This is a genomic window from Siphonobacter sp. SORGH_AS_1065 (genome assembly GCF_030818595.1).
Lineage (GTDB): Bacteria > Bacteroidota > Bacteroidia > Cytophagales > Spirosomataceae > Siphonobacter.
In genome coordinates this window covers 231,252-243,630 of sequence record NZ_JAUTAM010000006.1, presented here as the reverse complement: position 1 = coordinate 243,630, position 12,379 = coordinate 231,252, and the positions used below count along the sequence as shown (strand labels likewise).

Here is a 12,379-nt window from a genome sequence, read left to right as displayed (position 1 = left end):
CTATGATTCAATGGCTTATTTAGTAAATACAGAATTTTTAAGAAACCTTTGTAGGCTCATTCTGATTTATACTGCAAAGCTGGATACATAGGTACACTAATGCAAGTATGGATAAATTAATCACATAGGGATAAATTAGTACCTATTAACCTTTTAGATCATGTACGAACGAAAAATTCCTCGACAATACACTTGCGGAACGGCGGTTACCCTCGAAATCATCGGAGGAAAATGGAAACCTGCCCTCATTTTCAGCATCAATAGCGGAAAACGGAGACCCAGCGAGTTGCAACGAATGGTGCCTGACGCCAGCCGTCGGGTGTTGAACCAGCAATTGAAGGAACTGGAAGAACACGGCATTATCACCAAAAAAATATATCCCGTTTTGCCGCCGAAAGTAGAATATTACCTGACGGAATTTGGCGAATCCTTATTACCCATTACCAAAGCCATTGACGAATGGGGCCTCAAATATCAGGAAAAGTTTGAAGCTTTGATGGAAGAGCGATTGAAAAAACACCAGGAGGGGAGTACTAACGAAATTAGAGAAGAAGCCTAAAGATATGATATAGCATATGCTATAATTGAATGATCATGGACAGCATACGTACGTGATTCGGCCAGAGCCGAGCGACTGCGGGAGGTATGAGCTAAGTTATAACTGCCAACCGTGTCCCCGGATGAAATCCGGGGAAGCAACCAAGTAAGGATCACCGCTTCGCTCTCGATAACGGATTGCTGCATGACCTCTTCCTCTAACGGTCTTCCCAGAATGGGAAGAGGCCTACTTTCTTTCATTTAACTCTTATTTTAGAATCATCAACTAGCACTCAAAATGGTATAAATAATACTCCTGTTAGCGGCTATAAGTACCATTTATTACCTCTTCACAAAGGCCGAAGGAAAGGGTCATTCCAGCTCCGCCAAGTCCGTTGATGATGGTTACGCCCGGTTCAGGCGAATGAACAAATTCGTTACTGCCGTTCGTCATTTTGGGGTAAATGCCGTGCCAGCTTTGAGCAATGGTTTCATCAGGGAAGGTAGCCATTCCCGCCAGGTAATCCAGTACCATTCGGTTAATGAATGTTTTATCGAAAGGATCGAAGGTCAAGCCGTATTCGTGTGAATCCCCAATGGTTAATTCGCCACTACCGTTTTGCGAAACCATCACGTGAATGCCCCACTTCAGGTATTCTGCATACTCCCGTTCGATGCGTTCAGTCAATTTCGCTAGGGAAGGAGCCACGTGGAACCCTTTATAGTGAATAAAAGACAGTCCGCCGCCGATGGAGGGCCCTAGCTGCCAGTTTTGAGGCTGCGGCACCGTTCGGAGCATTTGTATTTTACACTTGGTAATAGCCGTTTCTGCGAAGATTTCAGGATAAAGCGTTTCGAAATCTACTCCACTGCATACATAAATTTCATCGGCCTGCCAACTGCTAACTCCTGAGTATATACGTAATCCGTTGATTTGAGTAATAGCCCTGTTCCAGTGAAATTCAACCTGATACTTTTGTTCCAGTAATCCGATGACTTTCATAATGGCTTCCCGGGGATCTACTATCATTTCATCAGCACTGTAAAGCGAACCTAGTATGCCTTTGGTTTGCAGTGCCGGCGATCTTTCCAGGGTTTCTTCAGCGGTGAGAACGGATACCGGGCGGTAAGCCTGACTAACTTCCACGTATTCCTGAATGACCTGCCACTCGTCTGCCCGATAAGCAACGTGAACACTACCCGACGGATTATACCAGGTTTTACTTTCCGTTAATACGTCAATCCAGATTTCCCGGCTTCGCAAAGCCCGGTTGTAATATTTTCCCGTAGGCTGACCGATGGGCCAGATCATTCCAAAATTTCGAATCGTTGCCCCTACGGGTTTTTCACTGCGATCGAAAACCTGAACTTTATATCCTTTTATTGCCAAAGCACGGGCTGTAGCTACGCCCACGATGCCGGCACCTATTACCAGGGCTGATTTGTTCATGTTGTTACTGATGTTAAGCTGGGTACGGACTCATGCCTAGATTTGGCGTATTTTTTTTGAAAATACAGCAGCGAAAACAGGGCACTGAGACTACCCATAATGGATATTCCTATGAGAGATCGGTTGTAGAATTGTCCCCAGGAAATAGAAAGGTCTGAAAATTCGTGAACGAAAAGAATACCGATGCTGGCGAGATAACCCATCGAATCGGCCAGATACATCACAAAGGCTACATTACTCTGATAGCGGAAGGTAGCAATCATCCGTTCAAAAAACAGGGCATTATAAGGCACGTAAGCCATGTATAAGCCGACTCCGGCAGTAGTCATCCAGACCTTTAAAGAAAGCTGATGGTTATTGAAAAGCCAGGTTGAGAGGCCAATTAGCAGGAATGAACCAATGATCAGTCCGTGCATGTACACAAATGCTTTCAGGTTGTTTTTTACCAGAATGAGCAGACTTAAAACAACCAGAACTACCAGAGACACCAACATATCTACCTGGGTGTAAATATGAGAAGACCCTGTGTAACCCAGCGTTTTCCAGATTTCTATTTCAAAGTTATCCCGCAAGTCCCGAACAACGGTTAGCTGAACATAAATGAATATGGTCAGCACAATACCTGGAAAAAAGTATCTTAAAAACTTTCTTCTGGCTTCGGCATCCATGGGCTGGCGTTGGGTACGAAGCTTCTGATCTTCTGCTGAGGGAGGTGGAATAAGCGAAAGCAGGTACACACACAGAATCAGTGGTAGCAGAAACACAAGCCCCGTCAAGAATGGAATCCAGAATTCAGAAAAGCCTGTTAAGTGACGTAGTTGCAAAGCCACCGTTTTAACAAATCCTGAAGCGAAAATCATGCTGGTGGCCATTACTGCCCCCATGAACTCTGTATTTTTTCTTCCTTCCAGAAAAGAAAAAACCAGCCCCCAGATCATCCCCAAGGGCAAGCCATTGAGAAACATGAAAAAGAGGTTATAAGGGACCGGACAAAGAGCAAACCCAGCCAGAGCCAGCCATGAAAACCCAATAAAGCCCAAAATGGCCTGAATACGTTGGTGGGTTTTTATTTCAGAAACAAACTTGATACCGTAAAATTTACTAAGAGCATAACCCAGAATCTGAGCAAATACCAGCCAGACTTTGTAGTCGATTCCGGCTAATGTGAGGTGGTTATACGTTCCAGCAGCAAAGGCTTTCCGAAAAGCATACATACAACTGTACGTACCAAAGGCAGCCAATCCGGCCAATAAGGTCAGTAACCAGGGGTGTTTACTCAAAAATGAGTCTTTCATGAAAAGATTAATCCTGAGCTGTTACGATAGGAATAATTTTCGAAAGATCATCAACGATGTGCGTCGGCTTATAGGGCAGAAGTTCGTCATGGGTAAAGGCTCCAGTGGTAACGCCAATGACATAGGGACAACCAGCGTTAAGTCCCTCGTTGACATCTACTTCTGTGTCTCCCACTTTCGCTACCTGCCTCACGTCATTGATCTGCATCTGGTTCATTAGCTTCTGAATCATGTAAGGGTAGGGGCGGCCCTGCGAAACTTCATCGCTGGCAACCAGTCCGTCAATTTTATCGGACCACTCAAGCCGATCCACGATAGTCTGGGCAATAGAGCGTGAAAACCCAGTGTTCAGACCAATTTTAATGCCTAAGCTGCGAAGGGTGTCAAACGTTTCTTCCACATGAGGAAGGGGAGCAATTTCCTGAGAAGTCTGATAGAAATTCAGCATCTCAGCCACAAAGTCCGTGTGAATAGCCTCTACCAGCTCTTCACTGATTGTCTCTACTTTGGGCTCAGTTTTCTGTAGAAGCATGCGGATAGCCAACGGTTTTTCGTAACCCATCAGCGGATTGATTTGCTCTAACGAAATCTCAAAGCCATGGTTATTCAAGGCTTTTTGTAAGGCGAGGGCCACATAATTCTGATCTCTAACAGTGGTGCCGGCCATGTCGAACACTACAAGTTTAATAGCCATTAGTGAGGGAGATTTAAATTTCTACGCAATTATAGACCGACGTTTAACTTTTTAGGGTATTATCAAATTGTTAAGGCTCTAAATGGCTTTGTAAGGCTTTGATTAGTAGGGTCTTAAAGGAGATTTAAGGAATTGCCAAATAAATAGACGCGGAGCGATTTTATGAGCGATGAACGGGTAAACGGATTAATAAAAACGCTCAAATAAACTATAAATACACAAGGGCCTAAGCTATTGCAGCTTAGGCCCTTGTGATGAAATTTGTCTTTCGTTACTATAACTAATGCCAAGATCAGTCTGAATGAGTTTGACTCGGGCCGCCGTGTTTACTAGTTCCCTTCCGATACCCACATCGAATCAGCCCCATAAGTCGAAGGTTGGGCCGTCGCTTCGATTACTAATTTCCCTCCGGCCATAATTTCCTGGTGCGTAAGCCAAACACGTTTCAGGTCCTTGCCATTGAGCGTCACTCGCTGGATGTAGCGATTTTTATCCGAGAAATGGGTAACCGAAATTTCCAGTTTACCCTTAGGTTGACGAATACTGATTTTCTCAAATAAAGGAACATTGAGGTAATAAATCGGCTCGCCTACCAGCGGTTGCTGAAAGCCCAGAGCCGTCAAAACAAACCAGCCTGACATGGCCCCGGCGTCGTCATCCATGGTGCGGACAAACGCTTTGGGTTCGTTTTTGTAAATCCGGTCAATGTGGGCTCCAATGCCGCGACTGTTGTCATTGAAGTAATACTGAACCACGGTATCCACGGCCAGTTGATGCACTAACTGTTGATATTTCCAGGGCTTCTCGCTGGCATAATACAACGTTGGAGATTGTAAATCCGGTTCGTTAGCCCGGTTGAAATAATAGCCATCAAAAAACTCATCCAGTTGTTCCGTAAAAGCCGTCTTTCCACCCGCCAGCGTAACTAATCCGGTCATATCAAAAGGCACCGCCCAGCGATACTGACGGATGGTCCCCTGATACATGCGTCTTGCCGACATTCGATCCACATCGTTTTTGCTCAAATCTTTAAACTCCCGCTCCCAAACGGGTTTGTAGGATTGCGACCGTTTCAAAAAATGCCGGGCTTTATCTTTTTCACCGAAACGATCAAAGAGCTTGCCCATCGTCCACATATCAAAAGCGGCTTCCAGGTATTTGTCGGGCTTGCCAAAATCGAAACGGGCGGTGTCCGAAATGAGAGAATCCTGAATGGCCTTGAAATCAATCTTGTATCCTTTTTTTGCCGCATCTAATAAAACAACCGCTGCGTGTTCGGTTCGCACGGAATTGGCGGGTTCGTTTGGTCCGGCAAAATCGTATTTTCCATACCGATACAGGTTACTCACCGAACTGGTAATGTCTTGGTAAAGGGTAGGGTAGAGGACCGAAAGCAGCGGTAACTGCGTTTTGTAGTTGTCCCAGATAGCCCAGCCGTGGTAACGTTTGCCTGTGCTTTCGTGAAGATGACCATCTGTTCCGCGAAAGCGACCATCTTCTTCGGAGATTAGAAAGGGCGACTGAATTGTACGGTAAAAAAGCGAGTAAAATAACGACTGCCGATCTTTAGGGCCCTGTACCTGAATGGTTCCGAGGTAATCGTTCCATAAGCTCTGGGACTGTTTTCTGACCTCTGCCAGAGATTTCTGATTCAGGAGCCGTTGTTTCGCTGAAGTTACATCTACCGCTGAGAAAGCCACCCGCACCTGACACTGGCGTGTATTCGACGGAAGTTGAGCTACGAGTACGTGAGTACTTTCGGTTTCCCATTGAGCCGAGCCGCCCAAATCCATCGCATAATAGATTTTATAAATCCCGGCGTGGCAAGTGGTATTAGCCTGTATCCAGCCGGTTACCATGCTTCCTTCCGCCTGATGCTCTTCGGCAACAAACGCATGATTAAAGGTATGTCTTAAATCCAGACGAAAGCCTTTAGCTCCTTCAGGGAAGTTATATTCGGATAAACCAAAGTTCTGATGAACCGTGATTTGGGTGCTAATCTTATTGGTAAATCGAATGGTATACTCACCGGGTTGGGCTTGCTCAGACACTTTAATCAGCGGTTTGCCCTCGTCTTTCGTTCCGAGAAAAGGCTTGAGTAACAACAACCCGCCACTGCCCTGACAGCCCACACCCTCGAAGCGGTTATGAGTGAATCCGTAGACTTCTTTAGCAAGATGCTCATAACCCGTGTGTGTACCGGGATTGGTTTTGGGCAAAATGCTCAGCTGACTGAAAGGCGAAGATGCCGCTGGCGAAAGCTGACCGTGATCGCCAGAAGACCCCAAAAATACATTGACCTGATCGCTCTGAGCCTGAAGGGATTGACTTTCGAACAGACTTAAACAGGAGAAGAGGATAAGACTTGCTCTGTAAAATAATTTCATTCCAAAGGGAAGTTATGTTAAAAGACTTGGTGATCACCAATAGTAGGTAATTCCGGCAAATCAAATGTGACTCTTTTGTAAAAGAATGATTAAGTCTGTATGAACTCAGCAGAGCCTAACTATCGTAGAAATAATTTTACCGTTAATGATAGTTAAATCAAGATTTGAGGTGTTGGAGTAGGATTATCTAGGGGGTAATTTCGGAACAAATAAACCTTCTCTTGATCTATGAAACCTGTTTATACCTTTGCTTTCTTATTGGCTCTTGGATTAACGTCCTGCCAGAAGAAAGATATAGTACCTGTCTCGCCTGCTACTACCAAAGAAAAAGAGCTTCTGTACTCAAAATTTCACGGGAAATACAAAATCATTAGTTCTGTTAGTAGTGAACCGTTGGATGTCAATCTGGACGGTACTGCTTCTAACAATATGCTCGAAGAAATGCAGGAGCTTACGTATGGAAATAATCAACAGTATAGTGTGGAATTACGAATATATAAGGGTACATCATCAAGCAGTAGCAATAAAAGCAATTACCTATTTACTCAATGGTGGCCTGAGCAATATATCAATGTAGGTTCGGGAGTGGAGTGGAATGGAGGTGATTTTTTAGACTATAACCCCAAGTTAAGTGTTAGCTATTTAATGCAGGGAACGGTTCGCACCTTTGATTTTTTGGAAGATTTAAGTCGAATTTCTGTAAATGCTGAATCTAATGAAAACCCTTATCGTTGGGTTAAACCGAGTTCCATAACGATTAGTAAAGATGGACGATTGACCGTAGTGAATAAACGCCATATTTATACAAAAGCAGGAGTAAAAGAAGTGACGATTACAACGGTTTACGAACGATATACCATGACTATGTAGTTAGGTTTATGCTATTATTAAGAAAGCGGGGCGTGCCAATTGCAGTTGACACGCCCCGCTTTCTTAGGATCTGTTTATCATTTAATGCTTAAAGGCTGTCTGACATTTAGAATCGAATACCTTCATGCGAATCGGACCTTGGCTTTGCTAGGGCTGGCAGGCTTGGGGAACTGATTGTAGGAACGAGATGGAATCTCGCACCTGTGAAGTTTCTTTCGGTTAGCCATGATCACCCCTGTTATCTCGAACGAAGAGAGAGACCTTGGTTGGAATGGACTAGCATAGTCAAGTAACCGCATGCCCTAACCAGCTCAACAAAGGTCATAAGATCCTTCGCTTCGCTCTGGATGACAGACGCTGATGATAAAATTATTCATGTAGGAGATAGATAGTTATTATTACCAACAGCTCCCGAAGTGTCCCCGGATAAAATCCGGGGACGTTCTTCGCTCTCAATGACAGATCGCTGTCTAAACGCTTCTATCCAATGGTCCTACGAAATGGGGTATCATTTGACGTTCAGACTTTGATAAATCGGACCGTTTTTAGTTACGGTTTTCTTTAAGTGATTCTGACTTGTTAATTTTTCAAGTTCCTTTTCGCCTTCCTGCAAAGATAAATCACTTAATTCGGCGAATTCCCGGATCGTTAATGTAGGGTAATGACCGAATAAATTTTCCCAGCTTTTAACGTACGGTGTTTTTGTTAAGTCGGGCTTAATCGAGTGGATTCCGTTTTCGTACAGAGCGTAAGGCTTATACCCGTACACAAACTCCTGTTTACCCGAAGCATCCGTGATGAAAACTGAAGGAAATCCGCGAACACCTAATTGTCGGGCAAGAGCTAAATCTTCCTGAAATAAAACTTTTGCCTTATGTTCATAATCCTGCTTTAGCTGGTCGCTGTTTAATCCGGCAAGGGTTGCGGCTTTCGAGAGATGCTCCCATTTGGTAATGTTCTTTTTTTGCAGAAAAACCATTTCACGAAGCACGCGTAAGAAGGTAATAGCCTTTTCTTTATCCTGCAATTGAGCGGCTTTAAAAGCAATGGATGGGGGATAGGAAGAATCCAGCGGATCTTCGAGCCAGACATCCCCGTCAATGGGCATTTTGTAGTACGCACTCACCTCATCCCAGTGATGAGCCACGTCCGATGGTTTACTGATGCCACCACTGTTGTAACTCCAGTCGGGAAGCAGCCCGCCCATGTGGTATTCTACTTCCACCGAATGCCCGTATTCCAGTTTCAGTCGGCGTAACTGTGGTTCAATGCCCCAGCAGGTAGAACAAATAGGATCGGTGAAGTAAATAATTTTCACGGGTTTGGTATCGGCTACAATCGAAGTCTTCGATGAACGTTCCGTTGCGGTTGGAATTTCGCAGACGCCCGTTTCAGGATCGCATAAAAGTGGGTTGGAATTCATGGTTTTTACGGTTTGTGAATGGCCCTTGAGAAGGCTTATGACTAATAGAATAAGCGTTAGTACGGTAGGGAAGGTCAACACGTGCGGCGTCAGTGGAATCAATAGCTGCGTTTCATGTTTCATAATTTTCCTCTTTTTTTGTACAAAGATTGCAAGCCATGAAAGATGAGTCAATTAGTCAGAAAAACCTGACCAGCGAAGAAGACACCACGATCTGTCCCGCCCAAAGTTTATTGAAAATGCTCTCGGGAAAATTCAAGCCCGAAGTATTTCGACTAGCCATAGAATCGCCTTTGCGATTTAGCAGTTTACAGCGTCAGATTGAAGGTTCTAACAAGCAGACCTTATCCATTGCCTTAAAAGAACTGGAAGAAATGGGAGTATTAAAAAAGGTAACGATTCGGGAAAAGCCCCTGCATATTGAGTATTACCTGACTGACAAAGGAAAAGCCCTGATTCCCGTTTTCCGGCAACTGGAAGGGCTTTCTTAATATTGGTTGTATTTGAGAACTTATAATCAGGCCAAATCGTATCCGCTTTCCGAGTATAATCCGTCATTAATTCACGAGTATACATTTGCTGCTTGATATAATCAGTGCTTAGGACTATAGCTTTCCAAAACGAATAAGTTGTCTTTATTTTCCTGGGAGATTTCCCTGGGCTAAACGTGACGACGCAGAATCATTCTTGAAAAAAGTAATGTAGTTGATTAAGTTATCATTGTCCTATGCCAGAACCTGAGATATAACCCACTTTTTGTGACGTTACGCTTTTACTAGGCATTTCCGTTCGAATCCCTTCCCATTGATCCTATTCATTCAGAGCTTATAGAAGGAACACTGCCACTGCGTTTTTCGCAGGACTGAATAATTATTGCAAACCAGAGCGGAGGCTGTAAATAAAAGGCGTCTGATCGGGTTATAAATTTCTACTTCTAAAGACCTTCTTTAAGCAATCAAAGTAGCCTGTTTTTAAATTAGTAAGGAACAGCAGGATTCATGGTAATGGGTTAACGTCATTTAGTGCCAATTAGGATAGTTGATGTTATTTAATTTTAGAGTCGAAATGTCTGGCTATCGTTTAAAAGTAATTATCTATGCTTAACCGTTAGTAAAGCGTATGAACCTTATCTAAACCATTTATGAATTTTTGGAAAAAACCATTTCGAAAGCCTAGCCTGACTTTCGCTGTTGCGATGATCTCCTGTACGCCTTTCTCTTCAACGTTTGCTCAGGACAAGACGATTAAACCTGTCCATATTGAGGTTGATTTAACTCGGGAGAAAGGCCCGCTGAAACCCATCTGGGCTTGGTTTGGTTATGACGAGCCTAACTATACGTACATGAAAGATGGAAAGAAGCTTCTAACTGAAATTGCTAAACTTAGTAAGGTTCCGGTTTATGTTCGTGTGCATAGTTTGCTGGTCACGGGTGACGGTGAGGCGGCTTTAAAATGGGGTTCTACCAACGCTTACACGGAAGATGCTCAGGGCAATCCTATTTATAACTGGACGATTGTCGATAAAATAGTTGACACGTTCATTGAACGAGGCATGAAACCCATTGCTCAGATTGGCTTTATGCCCGAAGCCCTTTCCACTAAACCCCAGCCGTATCGTCACCACTGGAAACCCGGTGATAACTACAATGACATTTTCGTGGGCTGGGCATATCCTCCAAAGGATTATAACAAATGGGCCGAGCTAGTGTACCAGTGGGTACGACATTCAGTCGAGAAATGCGGTCAGAAAGAAGTGGAAAGCTGGTATTGGGAACTTTGGAATGAACCGAACATTCCCTACTGGAAAGGCACAACCGAGGAATACATCAAACTTTATGATTATACCGCAGATGCCGTAAAACGGGCTTTGCCCACGGCTCGCATCGGTGGACCGGAAGTAACAGGGCCGGGTGATAAGAATTCACAAAAGTTCTTCAGGGCGTTCATGGATCACGTTGTGAATGGCAAGAATTACGTAACCGGGAAAACAGGCACGCCGATTGATTTCATTACCTATCACGCCAAGGGTGCTCCGAAGCTGGTGGATGGCCATGTGCAAATGAACATGGGTACGCAGTTACGCGATATTGATAAAGGGTTTGAAATCGTCGCTTCGTATCCAACCTTAAAGAACTTACCTATTATCATTGGAGAGTCTGATCCTGAAGGATGTGCGGCCTGTTCGGAAGACTACAGTCCGCAAAATGCGTATCGAAACGGAACCATGTATTCGAGTTATACGGCTGCCTCGTTTGCCCGTAAATATGATCTCGCTCAGGCGAGAGGCGTAAATCTGGCGGGGGCGGTTACCTGGGCTTTTGAGTTTGAGGACCAGGCCTGGTTCCGAGGCTTTCGGGATTTAGCTACCAATGGCGTAGACAAACCCGTGCTGAATGTTTTTCGCATGTTTGGTAAAATGCCTGAAACCAGAGTAGAGGTAAAAAGTGGTCTGGCTTACGATTATGTTAGGGTGCGTGACAAAAGCGTGCGTGACGAGGTAGACATCAACGCCCTGGCATCCAAAGGAACGAAATCAGTAGCGGTAATGGTCTGGCATTACCACGATGATAACCTGCCGGGTTCAGATGCTCCTGTAGAGGTTAAAGTGACCGGATTACCCGGAAAGACGGTTAAACTGACGCATTACCGAATTGATCAGAAGCATAGTAATTCGTACGAAGTCTGGAAGCAAATGGGCTCACCCCAATCCCCAACGGCTGCTCAGATTACCCAGCTTGAAAAGGCGGGCCAACTGCAATCGCTTGGGGCTCCGTCTCGTGTCAAAGTAACGAAAGGCGAAACGGTTTTGAAATTCGATCTTCCCCGGCAGGGAGTATCATTGCTTCAGCTTCGTTGGGAATAAACGTGAAAAGGCCCGGTCATTCGTTACCGGGCCTTTTCGTTAGTTGGATTTTATTAGATACCAAACCTATTAATTGAATGCAAAGTAATGACTATAGAATTTCCAGATCAAATGAACGGTAAGGATTCAGGCGAGCGTCATTGCTGGGTAAATCGGTAATGAGTGTGTCAATACTGGAGAGTTCGGCTACGTTGAAAAAATCTACGGTTCCCAGTTTTTCGTGATTGGCAAGTACGGCTGTTTTTACCGCCGCTTTCATGTATATTTTTTTGATCTCTCCATCCTCATGGATAGCCGCAGTAATGCCACGATCACTATCAATGGCACACGTACCCATGAGGTATAAATCGGCCTGGTATTTCTGGGCTTCCAAAGCGGTTTGTACGCCCAGATTTGTTTTCGTGAGGCGATTATACATACCACCCAGAACTATGATTTCGACGTGTTCGTGATTGGAAAGCATGGGGATCAGGGCCATGTTGTTAGTAATGACCCGTAACTCACTTTGAACGGGAAGGCTGGCCGCCACTGCTAGTGTTGTGGTGCCACCATCCATAAAAACCGTTCGTACACTTTTAAGCAATTGCTGAGCTTTCAAAGCAATGACTTTTTTAGCATCCGAAAACAGATCGGTTCGATCCTGAAAGGACAGTGGATTCACGGATGGATTAATGGCTCCCCCCCGGACTTTTACCAATAAGCCACTCTTGCTCAGCAGTTCAATGTCGCGACGAATGGTATCTTCCGATACCTGCAAATCTTTTGCCAAGCCTTCGAAAAAGACTTTATTGCTGGATTTGAGCTCTTTTAAAATATGATCAAAACGTTCTTCTTTCAGCATGATCGGCAGATTGTTCAAT

The 12,379-nt window shown here is 44.5% G+C and carries 11 protein-coding genes; 4 read left to right on the top strand and 7 right to left on the bottom strand.

From position 1 onward, the window contains the following. Window positions 1-160: 160 nt before the first annotated feature. Window positions 161-559 carry a helix-turn-helix domain-containing protein gene (locus QE390_RS21680; RefSeq protein WP_307143822.1) on the top strand — a complete coding sequence of 133 codons (399 nt, stop codon included), beginning with the start codon at window positions 161-163 and terminating at the stop codon, window positions 557-559. Here the strand turns inward: QE390_RS21680 and QE390_RS21675 are convergent. The 5 genes from QE390_RS21675 to QE390_RS21655 all read right to left on the bottom strand — a co-directional run bounded on the left by QE390_RS21675 (window position 556) and on the right by QE390_RS21655 (window position 6,363). After that, window positions 556-798, bottom strand: a complete 243-nt coding sequence (locus tag QE390_RS21675) for a hypothetical protein (protein WP_307143821.1) — start codon at window positions 796-798, stop codon at window positions 556-558. The two genes, QE390_RS21680 and QE390_RS21675, sit on opposite strands and share 4 nt — an antisense overlap. Window positions 799-856: 58 nt before the next feature. Then, window positions 857-1,987 (bottom strand): TIGR03364 family FAD-dependent oxidoreductase, encoded by a 1,131-nt coding sequence (locus QE390_RS21670; RefSeq protein WP_307143820.1) that lies wholly within the window; start codon window positions 1,985-1,987, stop codon window positions 857-859. Further along, on the bottom strand, window positions 1,984-3,282 hold the full coding sequence (locus QE390_RS21665) for a DUF5690 family protein (RefSeq protein WP_307143819.1): 1,299 nt from the start codon (window positions 3,280-3,282) through the stop codon (window positions 1,984-1,986). Before QE390_RS21665 ends, QE390_RS21670 begins: the two co-directional genes overlap by 4 nt. A 7-nt stretch (window positions 3,283-3,289) precedes the next feature. Next, a complete protein-coding gene (locus tag QE390_RS21660; RefSeq protein ID WP_307143818.1) occupies window positions 3,290-3,976 on the bottom strand; it encodes an HAD-IA family hydrolase in 687 nt (228 codons plus the stop codon). A 329-nt stretch (window positions 3,977-4,305) separates the two neighbouring features. Next, window positions 4,306-6,363, bottom strand: coding sequence for a glycoside hydrolase domain-containing protein (locus QE390_RS21655; protein ID WP_307143817.1), 2,058 nt, complete (start codon window positions 6,361-6,363; stop codon window positions 4,306-4,308). Between the two features lie 228 nt (window positions 6,364-6,591). Here QE390_RS21655 and QE390_RS21650 point away from each other — a divergent pair, with 228 nt between their 5' ends. Beyond that, entirely contained in the window at window positions 6,592-7,233 is a 642-nt protein-coding gene (locus QE390_RS21650; RefSeq protein ID WP_307143816.1) for a hypothetical protein, read from the top strand. 508 nt (window positions 7,234-7,741) lie between these two features. On the opposite strand, the gene QE390_RS21645 is transcribed toward QE390_RS21650, so the two are convergent. Then, a complete protein-coding gene (locus QE390_RS21645) occupies window positions 7,742-8,779 on the bottom strand; it encodes a ClpXP adapter SpxH family protein (protein WP_307143815.1) in 1,038 nt (345 codons plus the stop codon). A gap of 35 nt (window positions 8,780-8,814) precedes the next feature. Between QE390_RS21645 and QE390_RS21640 the strand changes: the two genes are divergently transcribed. Beyond that, the gene (locus QE390_RS21640) at window positions 8,815-9,147 is read left to right on the top strand and encodes a helix-turn-helix domain-containing protein (protein ID WP_307143814.1); all 333 of its coding nucleotides are present in this window, start codon (window positions 8,815-8,817) and stop codon (window positions 9,145-9,147) included. Between the two features lie 704 nt (window positions 9,148-9,851). Beyond that, on the top strand, window positions 9,852-11,519 hold the full coding sequence (locus tag QE390_RS21635) for a beta-xylosidase (protein ID WP_307143847.1): 1,668 nt from the start codon (window positions 9,852-9,854) through the stop codon (window positions 11,517-11,519). Between the two features lie 91 nt (window positions 11,520-11,610). Here QE390_RS21635 and QE390_RS21630 read toward each other — a convergent pair whose 3' ends face one another. After that, window positions 11,611-12,360 (bottom strand): DeoR/GlpR family DNA-binding transcription regulator, encoded by a 750-nt coding sequence (locus QE390_RS21630; RefSeq protein ID WP_307143813.1) that lies wholly within the window; start codon window positions 12,358-12,360, stop codon window positions 11,611-11,613. Between the last annotated feature and the right edge of the window lie 19 nt (window positions 12,361-12,379).